This window comes from Alteromonas sp. ABH4_454 (assembly GCF_056311775.1).
Window position 1 is genome coordinate 3,370,494 of record NZ_CM149972.1, and the last position, 20,232, is coordinate 3,390,725.

At 43.8% G+C, this 20,232-nt stretch carries 21 protein-coding genes; 12 read left to right on the plus strand and 9 right to left on the minus strand.

The features are described 5' to 3' along the window. The first annotated feature begins 8 nt into the window (after window positions 1–8). The 11 genes from ACYX4W_RS14790 to ACYX4W_RS14840 all read left to right on the plus strand — a co-directional run bounded on the left by ACYX4W_RS14790 (window position 9) and on the right by ACYX4W_RS14840 (window position 8,200). Window positions 9–233 carry a hypothetical protein gene (locus ACYX4W_RS14790; RefSeq protein WP_474806248.1) on the plus strand — a complete coding sequence of 75 codons (225 nt, stop codon included), beginning with the start codon at window positions 9–11 and terminating at the stop codon, window positions 231–233. A gap of 4 nt (window positions 234–237) precedes the next feature. Further along, complete coding sequence (locus tag ACYX4W_RS14795) at window positions 238–1,755, plus strand: sensor histidine kinase (protein ID WP_476073675.1); 1,518 nt, start codon at window positions 238–240, stop codon at window positions 1,753–1,755. Beyond that, window positions 1,745–2,197 carry a response regulator gene (locus tag ACYX4W_RS14800; protein ID WP_039216546.1) on the plus strand — a complete coding sequence of 151 codons (453 nt, stop codon included), beginning with the start codon at window positions 1,745–1,747 and terminating at the stop codon, window positions 2,195–2,197. Before ACYX4W_RS14795 ends, ACYX4W_RS14800 begins: the two co-directional genes overlap by 11 nt. 12 nt (window positions 2,198–2,209) lie before the next feature. Continuing rightward, window positions 2,210–4,303: a response regulator gene (locus ACYX4W_RS14805; protein WP_476073676.1), complete on the plus strand. Its 2,094-nt coding sequence runs from the start codon at window positions 2,210–2,212 to the stop codon at window positions 4,301–4,303. Between the two features lie 180 nt (window positions 4,304–4,483). Further along, window positions 4,484–4,813, plus strand: coding sequence for a DUF883 domain-containing protein (locus ACYX4W_RS14810; RefSeq protein ID WP_474856963.1), 330 nt, complete (start codon window positions 4,484–4,486; stop codon window positions 4,811–4,813). 4 nt (window positions 4,814–4,817) lie between these two features. After that, a complete protein-coding gene (locus tag ACYX4W_RS14815; RefSeq protein WP_476073677.1) occupies window positions 4,818–5,342 on the plus strand; it encodes a hypothetical protein in 525 nt (174 codons plus the stop codon). Window positions 5,343–5,435: 93 nt separating this feature from the next. Continuing rightward, window positions 5,436–5,693 (plus strand): hypothetical protein, encoded by a 258-nt coding sequence (locus tag ACYX4W_RS14820; protein WP_476053889.1) that lies wholly within the window; start codon window positions 5,436–5,438, stop codon window positions 5,691–5,693. Between the two features lie 24 nt (window positions 5,694–5,717). Beyond that, a complete protein-coding gene (locus ACYX4W_RS14825; protein ID WP_474856965.1) occupies window positions 5,718–6,296 on the plus strand; it encodes a CC0125/CC1285 family lipoprotein in 579 nt (192 codons plus the stop codon). A 550-nt stretch (window positions 6,297–6,846) separates the two neighbouring features. Continuing rightward, a complete protein-coding gene (locus tag ACYX4W_RS14830; RefSeq protein ID WP_474806234.1) occupies window positions 6,847–7,491 on the plus strand; it encodes a phosphoribosyl-AMP cyclohydrolase in 645 nt (214 codons plus the stop codon). 307 nt (window positions 7,492–7,798) lie between these two features. Further along, window positions 7,799–7,975 (plus strand): DUF1328 domain-containing protein, encoded by a 177-nt coding sequence (locus ACYX4W_RS14835; protein ID WP_049587611.1) that lies wholly within the window; start codon window positions 7,799–7,801, stop codon window positions 7,973–7,975. Between the two features lie 30 nt (window positions 7,976–8,005). Next, entirely contained in the window at window positions 8,006–8,200 is a 195-nt protein-coding gene (locus ACYX4W_RS14840) for a hypothetical protein (RefSeq protein WP_025255565.1), read from the plus strand. An 83-nt stretch (window positions 8,201–8,283) separates the two neighbouring features. On the opposite strand, the gene ACYX4W_RS14845 is transcribed toward ACYX4W_RS14840, so the two are convergent. The 7 genes from ACYX4W_RS14845 to ACYX4W_RS14875 all read right to left on the minus strand — a co-directional run bounded on the left by ACYX4W_RS14845 (window position 8,284) and on the right by ACYX4W_RS14875 (window position 16,854). Next, on the minus strand, window positions 8,284–8,502 hold the full coding sequence (locus ACYX4W_RS14845) for a hypothetical protein (protein ID WP_049587608.1): 219 nt from the start codon (window positions 8,500–8,502) through the stop codon (window positions 8,284–8,286). Between the two features lie 12 nt (window positions 8,503–8,514). After that, a complete protein-coding gene (locus ACYX4W_RS14850) occupies window positions 8,515–11,457 on the minus strand; it encodes a DUF349 domain-containing protein (RefSeq protein WP_476073678.1) in 2,943 nt (980 codons plus the stop codon). Beyond that, complete coding sequence (locus tag ACYX4W_RS14855) at window positions 11,447–11,740, minus strand: YeaC family protein (RefSeq protein WP_474856967.1); 294 nt, start codon at window positions 11,738–11,740, stop codon at window positions 11,447–11,449. Before ACYX4W_RS14855 ends, ACYX4W_RS14850 begins: the two co-directional genes overlap by 11 nt. Continuing rightward, a complete protein-coding gene (locus ACYX4W_RS14860; RefSeq protein ID WP_014949837.1) occupies window positions 11,741–12,067 on the minus strand; it encodes a zinc ribbon domain-containing protein in 327 nt (108 codons plus the stop codon). A gap of 265 nt (window positions 12,068–12,332) precedes the next feature. After that, the gene (locus ACYX4W_RS14865) at window positions 12,333–13,991 is read right to left on the minus strand and encodes an alanine/glycine:cation symporter family protein (protein WP_476073679.1); all 1,659 of its coding nucleotides are present in this window, start codon (window positions 13,989–13,991) and stop codon (window positions 12,333–12,335) included. A gap of 109 nt (window positions 13,992–14,100) precedes the next feature. Next, a complete protein-coding gene (locus tag ACYX4W_RS14870; protein ID WP_476073680.1) occupies window positions 14,101–15,240 on the minus strand; it encodes a M14 family metallopeptidase in 1,140 nt (379 codons plus the stop codon). A gap of 168 nt (window positions 15,241–15,408) precedes the next feature. Beyond that, window positions 15,409–16,854 (minus strand): glyceraldehyde-3-phosphate dehydrogenase, encoded by a 1,446-nt coding sequence (locus ACYX4W_RS14875; protein WP_476073681.1) that lies wholly within the window; start codon window positions 16,852–16,854, stop codon window positions 15,409–15,411. Between the two features lie 192 nt (window positions 16,855–17,046). On the opposite strand from ACYX4W_RS14875, the gene ACYX4W_RS14880 reads away from it, so the two are divergent. Beyond that, window positions 17,047–17,931 (plus strand): DUF2989 domain-containing protein, encoded by an 885-nt coding sequence (locus tag ACYX4W_RS14880; RefSeq protein WP_474856972.1) that lies wholly within the window; start codon window positions 17,047–17,049, stop codon window positions 17,929–17,931. A gap of 152 nt (window positions 17,932–18,083) precedes the next feature. Here ACYX4W_RS14880 and msrB read toward each other — a convergent pair whose 3' ends face one another. Then, the gene (gene msrB, locus ACYX4W_RS14885) at window positions 18,084–18,512 is read right to left on the minus strand and encodes a peptide-methionine (R)-S-oxide reductase MsrB (protein WP_039216559.1); all 429 of its coding nucleotides are present in this window, start codon (window positions 18,510–18,512) and stop codon (window positions 18,084–18,086) included. 99 nt (window positions 18,513–18,611) lie between these two features. Further along, window positions 18,612–20,165: an NADP-dependent phosphogluconate dehydrogenase gene (gene gndA / locus ACYX4W_RS14890; RefSeq protein ID WP_476073682.1), complete on the minus strand. Its 1,554-nt coding sequence runs from the start codon at window positions 20,163–20,165 to the stop codon at window positions 18,612–18,614. Window positions 20,166–20,232: the final 67 nt, after the last annotated feature.

Here is a 20,232-nt window from a genome sequence, read left to right on the forward strand (position 1 = left end):
TGCTCGATATGACGAGCGAGGAATTCTCACGTCTAAGTGTTTTCGTACATGATGCTCGCAAGCCTTTAAATAGAATATCTATGCAGGCGGAGCTAGTAAAAATGGCACTAAATGGTGATGTTGCGCCCGAAAAAGCATTAGCGGCGTTAGATAAAATAATAAGCAGTGCAAAAGACTGCAGCGAGACCCTTTCTGAAATGACGTCAGAACTGGGTAAGAACGATGCGGAATAAATAAATGATCTCTAAAGTTCTGTCTTCCATTTACAGCTGGATAATTTTGGTTGTAGTCATCATTGTCGTTATGACTGCAAACTCTTTTTATGTAGTAAGTACTCTTAACGACCTATCAGCACTTGAAGCGCGACTATTTACAACTAATCGTGTTATCAATGCAGTGAATAGGCTTCATGTAGCGGTGCTGCGGGTGGAATCTGGTCAACGCGGCTACATGCTTACAGACGATGAAGAGTATTTAACTGACTATGCTGAAACCCTTGGTGTCATCGGTGAGTTGATGGACGAGGTAGAAGTGAGCTCTTTTTCGTCTGATATTGATGAGCAATCTGCAAGAATTGAGGAATTGCTAAAGCTAACTAAGGCAAAGGTCAACGAGGTTATTCAAGTAGTAGAACTTGTTAAGGAAGGGAAAAAGCAAGAGGCTATTAATCTAGTTAAAAGCGACAAAGGTATACTGCTATATAAACGTTTTGAAGGGCTTTTTCGCGAAATCGATGGGTCCGAACGCGGTATGCAAGGTACGCATTTAGCAAATTTGATGAGCTTGCGAAGAGACTCAGTAAACACATTAATCATCTCATCAGCTACTACCCTACTACTCGTTATTGCAGTTTTCCTTTTATTGAAAATTAACTCGCGAGAGCACGAGAAGTATCAGGCCGATCTTGAATCTGTCAATGAGGATTTAGAAAATCGCATAGATGAACGGACACAAGAGCTCAGTATTTACTCCGATGAATTAGCACGAAGCAATCGAGAGTTGGAAGATTTTGCATTTGTCGCTTCACACGATTTACAAGAACCCCTTCGCAAAATTCGGGCATTTGGAAACCGACTAGAGTCAGGATACAAGGATGTTATTGATGATAGAGGCAAGGATTATTTAGCGCGAATGCTAAACGCAGCTGAGCGCATGTCGATGCTCATATCTGATCTTCTCGCTTTTTCTCGTGTTTCAACCCGAGGAAAAGACTTTGATGATGTAGACTTAAATAAAGTTATACAAAGCGTTTTAGGCGATTTAGAGATCGCCATTGATGAAAAATCAGCACAGATAGAAGTAAGCGAAAATATGCCTTCCATTCGAGGGGATAAGACACAGCTTGAACAATTATTTCTAAATTTAATCTCTAACGCGCTTAAATTTCAAACTGAAGGTGTAACGCCGGTTGTCAAAGTCAATTTGCAAGAAGCCAGCGAAGAAGATACTCAGGATATACTTATGTCCGAAGAGTATAACTGGATAAAAATTGCAATTACCGACAACGGCATTGGTTTTGACCAGTCATTCGCAGAGAAAATATTCGCTCCGTTCCAACGCCTTCATGGTAGAAGTGAATATAAAGGTACGGGTATAGGGCTTGCGGTATGCCGACGCATAGTAGAAAGGCATAACGGTCAAATTACTGCTATGAGCGCACCAGGACACGGGGCTACTTTTACAATAATAGTGCCGGTAGATAGCGAGCCGTTTGGTTCTAACAACAATAATGGAGAGACACACAATGACGCGTAAACAAACCCAGCCAATAAATATCTTGATGGCCGATGATGATGAGGATGATCGCCTATTAACCGTTGACGCGCTGCAAGAAAGTCGCGTCCTCAACAATCTGTTTTGCGTTGAAGACGGTGTGGAATTGTTAGAGTTTCTTCGTCACGAGGGGAAATATTCTGATCCAGCATCGGCGCCTCGCCCTAGCCTTATATTGCTTGACTTAAACATGCCAAGAAAAGATGGTCGCGAAGCACTTCAGGAACTTAAAAACGACCCCAAACTACGCAGTATTCCGGTTGTAATCCTAACAACGTCGAAAGAAGAAGAAGATATGCTCCGTGGTTACGACCTCGGCTGCGCTTCTTACATTACTAAACCCGTTAATTTTGAAGGATTAGTTGAATTAATGCGTGCTTTAGGTCGTTATTGGATCGAGTTTGTAGAGTTACCACACGAGTAAAAGAGGTACTAGATGTCAGAGGTTATTAAAATTCTATTGGTAGAAGACGATGAAGATGATTACTTCTTAACTTCTGACTATCTAGAACAGTGTGAGTCACCTAAGTTTGAGTTAACGTGGGTGACAAACAGTCTTGACGCCATAGAAGCGCTTAAGACGGAAGACTTTGATTTATGCTTGCTTGACTATTTGTTGGGCGCTGAGAATGCCATAGACGTTCTGGGTGTTCTTAAATCGAACCAATTTAGTCTGCCAGTGGTTATTTTAACAGGTCAGTCAGACGCTACTGTAGATGAAATGGTGATGCGCGCGGGAGCCGCAGATTATCTTCAAAAGTCCGAGATAGAATCGCCACGTTTTATGCGTACTATCCGTTATGCCATGGTTCGTCGCGATATAGAAAACGAGCGGATTGAGCGCAATAAGGTTGAACAAAAAAACAAAGCAAAAGACAAGTTTCTAGCCCACCTTGGCCATGAATTGCGCACGCCTCTCACCTCTATTTTGGGCTATACAGAACTTCTCATTGATGACGCAAGGAATAGCCCGTTTCAGCAGGAGCTATCGATAATTCATTCAAACGGCAAACACTTATTGAGCTTGCTCAATGATTTACTTGATATGTCGCGCATAATGGCTGAGAAGCTAGAATTAAACATTAAAGATGTAAACTTATCTGCTTTTCTTACCGATATTCACTCCTTAATGCGCTTGAACGCCAAAGATAAAGGGCTAAGTTTGAATGTGGTGTCTAACACCAAAATCCCTGAATTTATTAAGACAGATCCCACCCGACTTCGCCAAGTGCTGCTTAACCTCATTTCTAATGCGGTTAAGTTCACCGATAAGGGCAGTATTACACTTACTATAACCCTTGATGAAAACCCAACAGATAGTGAAAAACCTCAGCTACTTAGATTTTCCGTAGACGATACTGGCATAGGTATGCCACCAGACAAGTTGATCAACATCTTCCAACCTTTCGAGCAAATTGAAGATGTAATGCGCGCTAATCACGGTGGTGCTGGTTTAGGTTTAGCTATTTGTAAAGAGCTTGTCACCAAGCTTGGCGGCGATATAGACGTGTCATCTCGACTTGGAGAAGGTAGTACGTTCACATTCGATATTGACCCTGGCGATATTTCCAAGCAACCTCTCGTCGACCTAGAACTCGGTCAGATACAAACCGTCGAATCTAGCAGTATCGATTTAAATGTTACCGGCAGAGTGCTGATTGTCGATGACTTAAGAGAAATTCGGCGCCTTACCGGCCACCTTGTAAGTCAGTCTCAGGCAGATATTAGTTACGCGGAAAACGGTGTAAAGGCACTAGAAGCTGTATTACAGGCCGATGAACACAATCAACCATTTGACCTCGTTCTCATGGATATTCACATGCCTGTGATGAATGGCATTGAAGCGTTACACGCTATTCGTCGCCATGGTAAAGATATTCCCGTTATTGCGGTCACCGCAGCCAGTCGTAAAGGATTAAGAGAGTCGCTAATACGCGAAGGTTTTAATGACGTTATAGGTAAACCAATAGACCGCTTTGCACTCGCTCAACTTCTCTCACAATACCTTCCTCCTGGCGATCACGTTACTTTTACCAATGTGGAAGCACAGGTTGCTGACATGCCGATACAGAAACCTTACGCACCAGAGGAAAACATGCCATCAAGCGATGGATTTGGATCCAATACGAATATAGACATTGCAGTTGAAGAACCCCCTCAGAAAAAAGGTGACGGAAGCCCTTCTAGTAAACGTATTTTAGTAATTGAAGATGATGAAGATGCTGCAGAGCTATTGCAGTTGTTTTTAGTTCATTTAGGTCATGAAGTCACCACCGAGTACTGTGGTGTTGATGCGCTTAGCACCGCACAAGACAATGACTTTGATCACGTGTTAATGGATTTGACGTTACCCGATTACAATGGTTATGACTTGGCTGGCGAACTTAAAGAAAAATTGCCTAATGCATTGCTTACCATAGTTAGTGGACACGAAGCCGAAGAAGAAGCAATGGAATCGATAGGAATAGATAGCGCGCTGCTTAAGCCGGTTTCAAAAGATGACCTCGCATCTGTCGTAGGTGGAAGCTAAGCTTTCGTTTTAGCGACTAAGAAAATATTACAGGGGTTTGCAAGGATAACGCATTTCTCTTGCAAACCTTTCACTCTCCCAAATAATTCAACCCCCTATCTAATTGTAAATAAAGGATTTATTCGATTGGTACAGCCGTTGCAACAGTTATTGTGAACCCAAAATATTAAGGAGAGTATTATGGCTACACAAGCTTCAGCAAAACCACAAACCGTTAAAACTAATAGCACTAACGGTGTGGCTGAACCGAGTCACCCAGTAACGGATCAACTAAAAGATACCCTTCATGCGTCAGTAGACAAGCTTGCTGACAGTGCGGGCGTGGCGGAAGAAAATATTCGTCGCACAGCATCATCATCTGCTGAAAACATGTCTGAAAGAAAGCGTTTAGCAGAACAGAAATGGCAGGCATCAAAAGTACGCAAATTTGCAATTGAAAATCCTGTTCAAACTGCGGGTATCGCTTTTGCGGCAGGTATGCTAGTAACGTCACTTCTCCGTAAGAAGTAGATTCATGAAAGCGCTAGATTTTCACAAAGCACGGTTTCGCACGTGCAATGAAAATCCATTTCGCCTGACGCCGCCTTCGGCGCAGGCGAAGTTCCATGAAAACGCGACAGGAGAAAGTACACCCAAAGAAACGCCACCTGACGAGCAGTCAACCCAGCAACAATACCCCGACCCGTCTTTCTCCGATGTATTCAACGCATTTAAAGAAGCATTCTCTCAGAGAAAAGAACAAGGCTTTGCATTTCTTGAGCTTACTAATAGTGAACTCATGCTTGTCAAAAAGAGTTTTTTCGTCACTGTTTTTGCATGCCTCGCAGCATTTGCGGTTGGTACAGTTTGTTGGCTTATTTTAAATATTGCTATAGGCGCTATACTTCACAATGTTGGCGTGCACTACGTTGTGGTACCACTTGTGTTATTAGTACTTAATAGTCTTGCGGCGTTCGGTTTCTTTAAGCTTGCTCAAAATGCGTTTAACTATCTAAGTTTAAGCAGATTAATTCAAACATGGCGTAGGGTCTTTGGGTAAGGCATAGATTTAAAGGCGCATTAACCCTTTTGATTAAGTTCATTTGATCAAATCCATGGACAGTGCCCTGTCAACAATAATGAGGTGAGTACTATGAACATCTTTTTGAAAGCGAATATAAAAGATATTGCGCAAAAGGAACATGCCTATTTTTCTCAAAAACATCACGCAGATGTTGCACTTACACAAGCAAAAAGGCAATGTTCGTTAATGATGGGTAAGCCAGAGACCCTACTTGGCATAGCTTCTGTTGGCGCATATAAAGGTGCAGTAGATGCTAAGCCTAAAGCAAAGCGTAACCGAGCGTTAATGGCATTAGGTAGAACCGCGCTGTTCTCTTTGTTTCAGTAATCACAGTATTAAGGAATTTGTGAGATGAACATCAAAAGTAAAATTAAAAGTGGCCGCGTACTTCTTGCCACCGCAGGTGCGGCACTAAGCTTTGCGATAGCAGGGTGTTCATCGACACCAGTAGCTGCCCCTACCCCATACAAATCAGCGAACTCTAAAGCCTCATATGGTTATTCGAGCGAAAAAGTATCTGCAAATCAGTATCAGGTTCTTTTTAAAGCGACTGATAAAACTCCGGCCGACAAAGTACAGCAGTACGCTCTATATCGCGCCGCTGAAGTCGCACAAGAGCAAGGCTTTACTTATCTAGAGGTGATTAATACAAATATTGATAAAAAGCCTGTCATTGCGCGGGAAGTAACGGCTGGCAAAAATGAGCCAGCAATATTTCAAACAGATAGGCAATGCACTATGTCAGGCTGTGAGGAAGTTGCTCAACCGATGGCCGCCCCGAGCTCAAACGATGTTGTAAATACTCAGATTAACGACATTTACTTTACTATTGATGTAAAAATGGCGAATGATAAAACTCGTTTAGGTAAAAACGCCTTTACTGTCTTAGAAGTGCTGTCACAGCCTCTAGAGCCAAAGAATACAAATTAGCTGAACGTCATTCTGTACATCTATACACTGCATCATCAGTGTTCTGACAAAATGCTTTTCGGTACGCAATCAGTGTTACTGAAAAGCATAGCTTAATTGCACGAGCAAGTCTGTGGAACGCCCTAAAACCCACTACCTTAAATTCATAGCTACCACCCATTCCCTGAAATACATCCTATAAAGCAGACTAAGGGCCTGCAAAATCGAGTAAATCCGGTCCTTCGTATATAAGTAGACGAATAAGCTTGCGTATAAATTACGTAATATCGATGAAGTAAAGCGACATTAAAACACACTAATCAACATGATAGATGAGACATTCATTCGTTCAGAACCGATACATGTCTTAACATCTTTATTCTTAATGACCCATTAATCTTCTATTAATGTTGTACAAAAGTCTCCGTCACCCAATCTAGCTATCATTAAACCTATGAACTGCAGAGCAGATTTGTAGACCGCTTTTTACAACGTTATACAACTTCTGCTCCCAGCAATTTAATTAGGTAATAACACGTATTTATTTTGCAAATGACTGAGGAGTCACGCGATGAAAAAGCTAAACTCGTTAATGACAAAAACAACGCTTCTTGCAGCTTCGATTATGCTAGTAACAGGCTGCAGTGCAGTGGCCAAACCGCAAATGAATGAGACCGCCACTTCGAACGTTGGTGTATTGAAGGCTAAGGCGCTAGATAATGCATTACTGTATTCGGATGAATGTATTACTGAGCGTGAAGTTGTAGCAGCACAAAAGATGTGGGGTGAAGGCATTGTACGTATTGGCGCAGTGTTTAGTAACGACGGTGACTACTCTGGCGAGGCGGCTGATTTTATCCAGGACATGTACGGATATGATTTAAGTAGTGTACTGTTTAAACCAACCCTTGCAGCAAATGATCAGTTCCGTTCAAGCTTTGATGCAGCGCTTTCTTACTTTGTCGGTGGAAATGACGCTTATCAGGAAGATAAGGGTTTTGCGATTAAGCCTTATACAAACGTGAAATTCGACAATGTAGGAATTATTAATAACAGTTGTCGGATGGCGGTGGCGATGGGTAACTACTTCTTTACTGACACTAAGGGCGGAGAAACAAAAGTAGAGTACACCTTTGCCTATGTGAAAGACAGTGATGGCGACCTGCGTATTGTCGCTCACCAATCTTCGTTACCTTACAACCCAAATGGTAACTAGGTAACGCTCAGCCCCCAATCTTCTCAGATTATGTGGGGCGTCACCACCTCCCTTTTATAGGCAAAGCGTTTTTCCCTTTCGCTTTGCCTCTTTTTTCATCTTGAATTAAATGATGAGAAAAGGGCTTCTGCTCTATCATGTAAAAAATGCATTCGCTTGTGTAATCGTGACTCCTGCCACTGAAAATTACGTTTCAAAATTGCAATCTGAAACAAACTTAATCTATATAATTCATGCACTTAAAAAATAGGCATAAAGATAGCATTAGTTATTGTGAAAGTAACGGAAGCAATACGAGGATCTAGTTATGTTAGGTTGGGCAATCACATTTTTTATCATCGCCATTATTGCAGCAGTTTTTGGTTTTGGAGGCATCGCAGGTGCAGCAACAGGTATCGCACAGTTTCTTTTCTTTGTGTTTATCGCGTTGTTGGTAATTTCACTTATCGCTAATGCGTTACGTGGAAAGGCACCAAAGGCCTAAGAATATCTAATAGGAAAAAGGAGTAAGGATATGTTTTCATTTAAAAATCTATCAAAGGTACTAGTAGCATCAGCATTTGCACTATCACTAGCAGCGTGCGGTGACGGTGAGGCAGAAGACGCAGGCGAAGAGCTAGACGAGATGGTTACCGATGCAGGTAACGCCGTTGAAGACGCTTGTGAAGATGTGAAAGAAGGCGCAAACGCTGAAGATAAAGACTGTTAATCACGTCTTTATAAAAGAAGGGCCAGACAATGTCTGGCCCTTTTTGTTTGTACTGATTTAATCTGCCCAGACTTACGTTCTCGTTAAGAAACTTCTTCACCACCTAACTCTCGAGCAAGGTCATCCAGTGTAGAAAGCGTAGAATCAAACTCCCCTACACCATAACGATACTGTACGCTTACGTGATGGTCGGTACGCCCAAACTTCACTCTTAACCCTTCAGCATCAACATGCTTTACGGTATTTAAAAAACGATACGCAGACATTTCTGTTTCAAATTGAAACTCTACACTGTTTTCCATTTATTTTCCCGATTAAGCCACAATTTCTGGGTGAGCGTGAATTACTGCCACAACACGTTGAAGCAGATTATTGTCCGCTTTATCTATAGAGTCGTAGGATAACCAGTCGGCAAGAATGTCGGGGGCGGTCGCCGCCTCTCCTTGTTCCAACTTAGACGTCATCATTTGTAGCTGTACACTAGAGCGTATAGATGCATCTGCATCCGGGCTTGGCATACCAGTTGCAACTTCTAATGCTACCGTTAACCATTGTCTGTCGTGCTGAGTTGTTTCATTTCCAGTAGACTGACACAATACGTTCGCCCAACGCTTCCCTAACGTTTCCGCTAGAGCCTGCTCGTCACCACTTCCCTCACCTACACTTAGCTGTAGTAAAGAAACCAGAGCCTGAGCCCGCGCCAATCGGGCTTGAGATTGTGCGTTTTTCGCTTGCGCAGCACGCTTACTTTCAAGTGTATCTATCTTTTTATCTACTTTCGTACGTTGCGCTTTAGGCAAGTCGGTTAACTGAGCGCGAACGTCGCTCATTGATTGACTAAACGTGACATCATCGCTGTTGATATCAACCGCTTCCACTTGCTTGAGTAGCGAATCTACTAACGCGTTAAATGCATTATTCTGTACTTTCCGCTCGGCTTTTAAACGTTCAAATACGGTGTCATTGGCAGCTTTAAATTCTGCCCACAACTTACTCTCTTCACGTTTACCTGCATGGCCTACTTGCTTCCACTGGCTTTGCAATTGCTGAGCTTTGTCGGCAGCGCCAGCGACATCTTCTTCCGTGGCAAGTTGACAAGCTTGAGTGACTAATGCACGCTTTTGAGCTTGATTATCGCTTTGCCACTGAGTCACTTTAGCCTGGATGGGCGATGATACCGCCTTCCATTCTTGCTTCAGCTGTTCATAAATTTCACGTTCAACCTGACCTGCAGCATGCCACTGTTTAGACGCTCTATCAAAAACCTTCACTAACTCGGCTTCTGGCGTGTTAATGTCCATTGTCTTAACGGTAGCGATAATCGACATGCGCTGTTCACGGGCAGCTGCCCGCTGTGCATCTAACTTCGCGTAATGCGCTCTACAAGGCTCGAAGGCCTTTTCAAGTGCATCATCGAATTGCTGCTGTAATAACGCGTCTTCGCTGCTTTCTTCGTTACTAGACGATGAAGGCGTTAATGATAACCACTGCTTGCGCAGATACTTAATAGCTTCGCTTCTTTGCTTAATATTTTCTGCATCAGCACTGGCTAACGCTTTTGCTTCTTCTAAAAGAGCGGGTTTGCGCGGCGCCGCAAGATAATCCTGCCACCCTTCTAAGCGTGACACTTCGCCAGCCGTTTTTTCAAAACGCTTCTCTACATATTTCTTAGCTGAATCAGGAAGCGCAGCATAACTTTCTTGAAGCTTTGCAAACTTTGAAATAGCAACGCGAAACTTGCCCTGATCAATTAAGTTGTCGATAACGCTAATGTGCTTTCTAATGTGTTTTACTTGCTCATTTTCTTTGGATTTTTGAGCACGCTCTTTGGCATTTACACTGTTTGTGGCAGCGTTAAAACGTTTAGACAACGCCTTAGGAATGGCATCGATTTCGCGGCTAAGCGCTTTATACGCTTGACGTGCTTCGTCAAACTCCGCTTTGAGAGCCACTACACTACTGCTTTGTACTGCGTCGCCACCGTTTACTTGACTCAAATCTTCAGCTGATGCGCTAGCTTCTTCAGTGCTTACATCACGAGTATCTTTATCTGACAAGTTATCAGCCGCTGAAACGATCTTAGCGGCGATATCTTCGAGCGACTGAAGTTTTATCAGTAGCTTTTGGCCGTATTGCTGCTGCATAGAGAAACGATCAAGTTGCTCGTTTAGTTCGTCGACAGAGTGCTTAATCTGTGTGATACGCTTATCAGCGGCCGACTCATCATCGAGACGCGCTAGCTGTTCGAGCGTTGCTTCGACACCGCGTACACTTTCATTAACGGTTGCAACATCAGCAAGCGTAGCTTCACAAAGCCTGTTATTGTACAACCAAGCTACCTGCTCCTTGGCATAAGTAAGCTGCTGTTCGCACAATGCTTTGGTATTGGCACGTTGCGACGCTTGTTGCTTCTCTTCCCATGCTGGGCGGATACGGCTTAAATATCGCTCGAGCTGCTCACCTATACGCGCGCGCTTTTCTACATAATCAGCGCGTTCTTCTGAAGTGAGTAAGTCAATTTGAGCAAACAGCCCTGTCAATTCGCTCTCAAGCTCATTGCGCTTTTCATCAATGGTTTCTACATCTGATTTGTCGAGTAAAGCCTGATATTTTGAAAGCCCCAAAGTAAGCTGCTTTTTAAGCTCTACGGGGCGCTTTGCAGCCTCTTTAATAACATCGATCCGCGCATTAATTTGCGTTACAAGCGCATCATCTGACACTTTCTTAGCAAGCTTTTGCAAATCTGACACGTCTGAATGTGCGTTGACTAGTTGAGTCTGCAGTTGGGGACTTGCTCCTTCTAGAAAGACAAACTGGGTGAAAGATGGCTTCGCTACTTTTTCGATTAGCGCGTTAGCTAGGGCATCATCTTGCAGAAGCGTAGGCTCTTTCTTCAACATTTGCGGAACTAACTGCACTACCAGATCAGCGTTGGCTGTTTCAGTTAAAAAAGAGAATATCTCTTGGCGGGAAAGTGGGACATCGCCCTCGCCTAGCAAAGCAGCGTTTACCTTTTTCTCGGCGGCTTTTTTAACGCGAGACTGCTTGGCAATTTGTGACATTTTAAGCCACAGCACAAAGCTATTAAGCTTTTCGAGTGCTGCTAAACTGACATTTGCATCTTCGTCATTAAATGCCAGTTCGTGAAGAATTGTTTTTTCCTGTGCCTTTTCGGGAGAAAGATTCTCTATTGCCTGCATCCGTTTCTCAGGCTTAGGGCTTTGGTGTGAAGGCGCAAATATACGACTAAATATCATCCTGTTTAAACCGCGCTATTGTATTATTATCATCCTGCTCATCGCGTAACGAGCGTTTAAAGTCGGCTTTACTTTTATGAACAATTTCGCCGCTTTCACCCACTGTCATATGCTCAGAGGACTTTTCTATTTTTGCTTGATACAGCATAACAGCCTGTATGCTGCTTGCTTTTTGCTCTTCATTTAAAGGCGTGCCATCAGGCCACTTGCCTGTCTCAACCGCCTGACGCAGACGCTCGTAAATCTCCGGCGTCATGCTGGCTAATAGTGCTTCTATATTCATTTAGGAAAAACGCTTTATGTAAACAATACGCGCGCGGTTTACTAAGTACCAAACAAAGCCAACCACAGCGCCCAAAATAGCTAAATTGTGTTGCAAATCACCTGGGCGTGTTCCGCCCCAATACATGAAGCCAAAACTCGCAACAAATATCAGCATAGCAAGAAGGGACTGGTTCTGGATACTGGCTAACTTTTTAAATCTTTGTAAGCTTTGCTTGCGTTCTATATCTTCAGAGGTCGCATCACCGATTTTAAAATCGCAGTGAGGACACGTCTTCGCTTTATCTGACGTTTTCTTATTACATGAAGGACAGTCAACTAATGCCATATGTTGCTCCTGTTTATTGAGTGCGAATTCGAAATGCACTGTACGCTTTTAAGCGAATGAGCATTTATACGCGGACGGGTATCATACTGAAGTTCAACACAACAATGAAGTCGATTCTGTTGAATACCCTCTTTGTTACAAAACAAAAATGCGCAGGGTGTTAACTTTTGTACAAAGTTCACCACTGCGCATTTTTACTGGCTAGCTTTCCGTACTCTCTTTCTTCTAAATACCCGAAGAAAAAGTACTAAAGGTAGCTTAAATACTATTTTTTGTGTCGAGACCAGTAGTCGTTAACGGTCTCTTTCATCTCTTTACAAAGCAGCATGATGCCGAACAGGTTTGGCAAGGTCATTACTACAATTGCTACGGCAGAAAGCGCCCAAACAAGTGTAGTATCAGAGAATGCCGCCCAAACAAACCCTGCTACGTAGATAACGCGATACGGCATTACAGAGCGTGGACCAAACAGGTAGGTCATAGCGCGGTCACCATAATAAGACCACGCGATAGCAGTTGAGAACGCAAATAACATTAAGCCAATGGATACAATATACTGCCCCGCATCGCCAAAGAAACCGCGAGTAAAGGCAATGGTTGTAAGTGCTGCCGAGTGAACCAGTGACTTACCGCTTACTTCAAGGTTCTCTTTAACCGGCTTTCCGTCGACAATCTTAAGCGTGCCAGTAAACAAGTCTTCACTACCTACTGCATACTTCACGTCTTCTGCTACAGACCTAGCGTTAAGCAGTGTAAAACCATCGCTTACAGCCGTGCCGTTAACAACGGTAATTGAGCCAGTATAAGGCTGTACATTGTTACCTTCAATTTCATTCAAGTAACCATATAGTTTGTTTACGTCATCCTGATTCGAGTCGTCGTATTGACCTGCAACAAAGTACATGTCTGAACGATCGAAAACATTTTCGTGTTTTTCTTTCCACACGCCTGACGACAAAATAACTAAACCCGTTACGGTACAAATTAGAATAGTGTCGATGAAAGGTTCAAGCAGTGACACCATACCTTCTGACGCAGGCTCTTTTGTTTTTGCTGCGGCGTGAGCGATAGGTGCAGAACCCTGACCCGCTTCGTTTGAAAATAGGCCTCGGTTAACACCACGGTTAAAGGCATAAGCTAACGACGCTCCTAAGAAGCCTCCTGCGGCGGCTGAACCGGTAAACGCATCACCAATAACTGCGGCAAATGATGGACCGATATTTTCTAGATTTGCGAAAATAACAGCAAGAGCACCAATAAGATAAATTACAGCCATAACGGGAACAACACGCGCCGTAAACGCGGCAATGCGTTGGATACCACCAAGAATGACCAAGGCTAGAAGAATACCCAGTACACTACCTACCATCCAAGGTTCGAAGCCAAATGTTGCTTCGATACTTTGTGCGATACCATTACTTTGAGGAAGGTTTCCGGTACCAAATGAGCTGACTACCGTTGCAACAGCAAATGCAACCGCTAACCACTTCATGTTTAGGCGACGGTCCATGTAATACATAGGGCCACCGGCCATGGTGCCGTCTTCTGTCTTTACGCGATATTTGTGCGACAGAGTAACTTCAACGAATTTTGTAGTCATACCTAGAAAGGCGGTTACCCACATCCAAAATAATGCAGCGGGGCCACCAAGGAAAATAGCGAATGCAACACCTGAGATGTTACCTGTACCTACGGTACCAGACAGTGCGGTAGTTAGCGCGCGAAAATGTGTGGTGTCGCCTGGATCGCTTTCTTTATCAAACTTACCGGTAACAACCTGCCAGGCGTGTTTAAAGAAACGAATTTGTGGAAACTTAAGATAAACCGTAAAGAAAAGACCTACGCCTAACAGTACATAAGGAAACCAGAACGCGCCTCCTAAGAATCCATCGAGCATAGTTAGAAAACCATATAACCCTTCCAACGTTATTCCCCTTTTTTATTATGTTTAATTGTTGTTTTATTTTAATAATTAAAAGGCCTCTTTTTGTCGAGGCCTTTTTTGCGGAAGCTTTTGCTTCCTTATTTTTATATTATTGCTCTGGTGCTTTTAGCTTTTTAACAACTGCATTCACACCAATAAGCAAATCTTCACCTAATTGACGGCTGCGCTGTACCGACCAACCGTATATGTCGTCTGGTACATCTGCGTTGTCTTTAAATGGCATCTCTACCGTATATGCCATGCACTTGAACTTCTCGCCAACCGCGTTTGAAGCCACGGTTAAATTAGCCTTGCCTGGCTCATCTTTATCGTAGCCAAACTCGTCTTGAAATTCTGGCGTTGCATTTAACAACGCATCTTTAAAGGTGTTTTCTAGCATCTTTATAGTGTCATTGTAGCTAGGGTTACCTTCACTTCCTGCAACAAAGTTGTACGGCAATGCCTCATCACCGTGCAAATCAAGATACATATCTACACCAATTTCGCTCATTGCATTCAGTACGTAAAGTACTTCCGGGCTTTTTTCTTGCGAAGGTGTCGCCCACTCGCGATTAAGATTGGTTCCTACAGCATTAGTGCGCAGGTGACCGCGTGCACTTCCATCAGGGTTCATGTTAGGCACAATGTAGAACACAGCGTTATCAAGCAACTGTCGAGCCAAACCATCTTGCTCGTCGAGCAGACGGTAAATAATACCTTCTGCACACCACTCGGCCATAGTTTCACCAGGGTGTTGTCGTGCGGTGATCCAGACTTTTTTCTTTTCTGGCGTTTCTTCACCGATAACCAGCATAGACATATCGCGGCCATCAAGGGTAAGGCCTAAGAATTTATGCTCGCAAAGTAACGACATTTGCGCATCGTGCACAAGATCAAGATGACGTTCATAGCTATACGGAATGAAATACGCAAAGTAAACACTAGGCTGTTCTAGCGTTAGTGAAAATGTAAGGTTGTCACCATCAAATTCACTAGGGATTCTAAACCAAGTTTGACGGTCGTAAGACGCTAAAACGTTGTATCCCTTCCAACCTTCTGGATATGCTGACTTAGCCAGATTGCCAATGGTCATTGTGTGCGTAACGAAAGTTTCGCCTACTAAACGGAAATGAAACCACTGCGCAAATTCAGATTGGTTGTCGTTGGGAATGGTTAGACGAATGTCGTCTGGTGATTGTGCGCTAACAACTTCGATGTTACCGCTGTCGAATTGACTGGAAATATGCATAGACTGTCGTTTTCCTCATTATTTGAGCGCTAATTTAGCATAGACGTAAACACAAATTCCACGCACACAGCGGGTTTTGTACTATCGAGAGTATACAAAATGTTTACACCATTAAAAAACCGACCACTTAGGTCGGTTTTTTGTACAGTTTCTTGTAATGCGTCTTACTTACAGCGGCAACGTAGGAAAGCTTAGTCCTGCCATGTCACGAACTACGCGCAGTACCTGACAGCTGTAACCAAATTCATTGTCGTACCATACATATAGCGTTAGGCGGTTATCGGCGGCGATAGTTGCCTGAGAGTCAACCACAGATGCAGCGCGAGAGCCGACTAAGTCTGTAGATACAATCTCTTTACTAGCTGTGTAATCAATTTGGTGTTGAAGCTTTGAAAACAGTGCGGTATCGCGCAAAAATTCGTTAACGGCAATGCGATCCACCGGCGTCTTAAGATTTAGGTTTAAAATCGCTAGCGATACGTTTGGCGTAGGTACACGTATAGCGTTACCGGTAAGCTTACCTGCCAACTTCGGGTAGGCTTTTGCGACGGCTTTTGCTGCGCCTGTTTCGGTAATAACCATGTTAAGTGGCGCGCTACGCCCGCGACGGTCGCCCTTGTGGTAGTTGTCGATAAGGTTTTGATCGTTAGTGTAAGAGTGAACCGTTTCAACGTGACCGTTTTCAATACCGTACTCTTCGTCAAGCGCCTTAAGTACTGGCGTAATAGCGTTAGTCGTACAGCTAGCAGCAGAAACAATAGTGTCTTCTGGCGTCACCTCTTCATCGTTCACACCGTGTACAATATTCTTGATGTCACCTTTACCTGGTGCGGTAAGAACTGCCTTCGCCGCGCCTTTCGCTTTAAGGTGAAGGCCAAGACCATCGCGGTCGCGCCAAATACCTGTGTTATCTACGATGATAGCGTTATCGATACCATATTGGGTGTAATCCACTTCATCAGGGCTATTGGCATAAATCACTTGAATGTACGAACCATTTGCTTTTAATGCATTGCGTTCATGGTCAACTGTGATGCTGCCGTTGAACGGCCCATGCACTGAATCGCGGCGCAGTAAGCTTGCGCGTTTTTCTAGGTCGCCATCGCGCCCGCCACGAACCACAATGGCACGCAAGCGAAGCTTATTGTTTTTACCTTGGCGCTCAATAAGCAAGCGAGCAAGTAAACGACCTATACGGCCAAAACCATATAGTACAACGTCCTGAGGTTTCTGATCGTCCTCTTTGTCGGCAACGTCGTTTAGTTTTTCGTTAAGGTAGGCCGTAAGGTCGTTGTTGTCGACCGCAGAACCGTAGTGAAAATCAAAAGCCAATTTACCTATATCAATTTGTGCAGGAGCAAGCTTCATGTTGCTCAAGGTTTCTAAAATTGGATAGCTCTCGCGTAGGCGTAGCTTAATACCTTCGTGCAGACGCACTTTGCGGTGCGCTTTGATAACATCAATAGCACTGGCGTTCAGTAACGAGCGTCCATAAACCGAAATTTCAACTGCCTTATTGCGGTATAACTTACCAATAAGGGGCAACATCATTTCTGCGTATTCCTGACGCTCTTGCCAGCTGCTTTGTAATTCCTGCTCAAACTGTTGATTCATGCTTCTGCCTTCATCGATATTAAATTAACGGTGTTGTCATTGTTGTCTGCGCAACCAATTTATTATTGGCCCAAACGCTTCTAACTAATCCTAATTACGCGTCAGCTTTTTATTATTTTTAGGGTACACTAGGTGAGTTTTCGCCTGACGGTGACGAGCAGTATCTTAAATAAACAAGCAAGGAAGACCAAATTGTTGATAAGTTTCAAAACCTCTATGAAAACTCGTACAACAACGAATTTATTTAGTAAGTTTCCAACAAAAAAGCATCTAGCGACAGTGTGGCTGGCAGCAGCGACAACACTCACCGGTTGCGGCGATCTTTTTGAACCTACTATTAGTGAAATTTGTGAATCTCACAGCGAGATTTGCTTAGATTTGAGTTTGGATGCCCGTTGTCGCGGCGAGCGAGCTGAGATTATTCGCTTACGTTACTACAATCAAGATTCAAAAGACGACGCTTACAAGTACCCGCTCCTTCTGAACTTCGAAGAGTATCTCACCTGCGTTGAAGAAGTGCAGCATATCGAACACGTTAAACGCAAAGGCAAGGAAGCGACACGGCTAAAAGGCGTTATTACTGCTCAGCGTGAAATTAAACGCCTAAGCCGCGAAACGAAAGATTCCCTTGATCCTTACCTTTCTTACTATCATTGGACACGATATAACGACAAAGAGGCTTTTCATCGCTTTGAGCGCTACGCTGCCAGCAACCGCGTAAGCGACCCAAAGCTACTGGTCGCACTGGCCTCTGTTCAGATTAAAACAGACCAAAAGCGTACTATTGAAACCTTATATCGCGCGCTAAGTTTATATACAGACAGCGACGACATTGACGTCAGCATTTTCTACTCGCTTGCTTCAATGGGAATGGATATGGACAACTATCGCCTTGCCTATGTTTGGTATGGTGTGGCTGAAGCCTTCGATGAGAGAATTAACGACACTCAGCGTGTTCAACTTGGACAACGCTATGCCCTTCCAGTAGGCATTCTAGATAACATTGTTGATGAAATAGTCAGTAATTTGAATAGCGCGACCTTCAACGCAGATTCATTGAAACTGGATAAGCTCTGATTTTTTGAAACTCAATTACACAATTTCATTGGTAAATAATTAAAAAAACCGCCGTTTATGGGCGGTTTTTTTTGATTGGATCTCTCGACTTCCCACATGAGGTCAAAATTTAATCAGATGTTTACCTTAATCAAGCGCTCACCTAGGGCTTTTTAACCTTTAATTTGTGTATCATCTTCGCCTTTAAAGGTCATAGATAGCGAATTTACGCAGTAGCGTTGACCCGTTGGCGCAGGACCATCTGGAAATACATGGCCTAAGTGGGAGCCACACTGCTTACAAAAAATCTCAACTCTACGCATACCGTGACTCAAGTCTTCTCTGTAATCTACATTACCGTCATCTAGCTGCTTATAGAAAGAAGGCCATCCACAACCAGCATCAAATTTAGTATCTGAGGGGAAAAGTGGCGCTTCGCAGCACTTACACACGTACAATCCATCTCGCTGCTCGTCTAGCAATACTCCAGTGAAAGGTCGCTCAGTACCCGCTTCGCGGCATACATAATATTCCTCGTCAGTGAGCTCAGTTTTCCAGTCTTTTTTAGCTATTGATGCGTTTGCTTTTTCATCTGTCGACATAACTTACCTCTTAAAACAAAAAAGGTGTATTTGAAAACAAATACACCTTTCGATAGTTTACGCTCAATTATGAGCGCGTGTAACACTATTTAGTTCATACTATTTTTTGATAGTGGTTTGCGGACGTGCAGGATCACTCCACTCAATGTGATACTTTTTACCTGCTGGCTTATCTACACGCTGATAAGTATGTGCGCCAAAATAATCGCGCTGGCCTTGCAGCAAATTAGCAGGTAATACAGCTGTGCGATATGAATCGTAATAGCTTAGCGCCGACATCATGGCAGGGCAAGGCACGCCAGCCAGTGTAGCTTGGGCGATAGACTCGCGCCAATCAGATTGGTACTGCGTAATTTGTTCCGCAAAGAATGGGTCCATAAGCAAGTTGGCTAAGTCTTCGTTATTCTCGTAGGCCTGAGAAATAGACTGAAGAAATACGGCGCGAATAATACAGCCTGCACGCCATATTTTAGCTATTTCACCAAACTCCAGTGTCCAGCCGTGTTCTTTGCCTGCCATTGCCATTAACTGGAAGCCCTGTGCGTATGCACAGATTTTAGAGCAATAAAGCGCTTGCTCTAGCTTGTTGATGATCGACATTTTCTCATCATCGCTGAATGATGGCGCATCAGGCCCTGCAAGAACCTTGCTCGCTGCTACACGCTCGTCTTTCAAACTAGAAATACTGCGCGCGAATACCGCAGAAGTGATGGTCTGTGCCGGACTACCTACCTGTAATGCGCTTACTGCAGTCCAAAGGCCTGTTCCTTTTTGACCTGCTCTGTCTAAGATCACGTCAACTAACGGCTGCTGTGTTTCTGGATCCATTTGTTCAAGAACTTCAGCACTAATTTCCATCAGGTAGCTATTCAGCTTGCCTTCGTTCCAGCGACGAAACACCTCTGCTATTTCAGCAGGCGCCATATTTAGCGCTTCGCGCATAACATGGTAAGTTTCGCAGATAAGCTGCATGTCGGCGTATTCGATACCGTTGTGCACCATTTTTACATAGTGCCCGGCTCCAACCGGACCGATGTAGGTCGCACATGGTTCGCCTTCTAACACTGGTTGACCGGGCGTATGGCTTTCTAATGGTTTACCTGTTTCAGGGTCAACCTTTGCAGCAATAGCTTTAAGCACTGGCTCAATGCGTGTCCATGCATAAGGGTTGCCTGAAGGCATAAGAGATGGCCCGAAACGCGCGCCTACTTCACCACCTGACACGGCGGTAGAGAAGAAGATAAATTTACCTTTGTACTGCTCTTCACGTGCAACAGAGTCTGTCCACAAACTGTTGCCAGTATCAACCACGATATCGTCAGCGTGAATTCCGGCGTCAATAAGATGATTGCAAACGTGGTCAACAGGATCGCCAGCAGGCACAGAGATAATAATAAGATGCGGGGCTTTTAACTTGCTTAAAAGCTCGGTGTAAGAACTGCAGCCTTCAACACGAGGCTCAGTATTTTCAGCTCTTTCGCTTGCGTCTTTGGCTAGAATAGACTCAACTTTATTTTGGTCTAAATCGAAACACGCGACACGATAGCCATGGTCCACTAGGTTCATGGTTAGGTTACTACCCATCACCCCTAAACCGATAAAACCAATATCACACGACTTGTCTTCGTGCGAATTACCACCTTTCTTTTGCATAGGAACACCCTCACATTTCAGATGGCTGCGAATGATACCACCTGAAAGAATAAAGAACAGTCTAAGC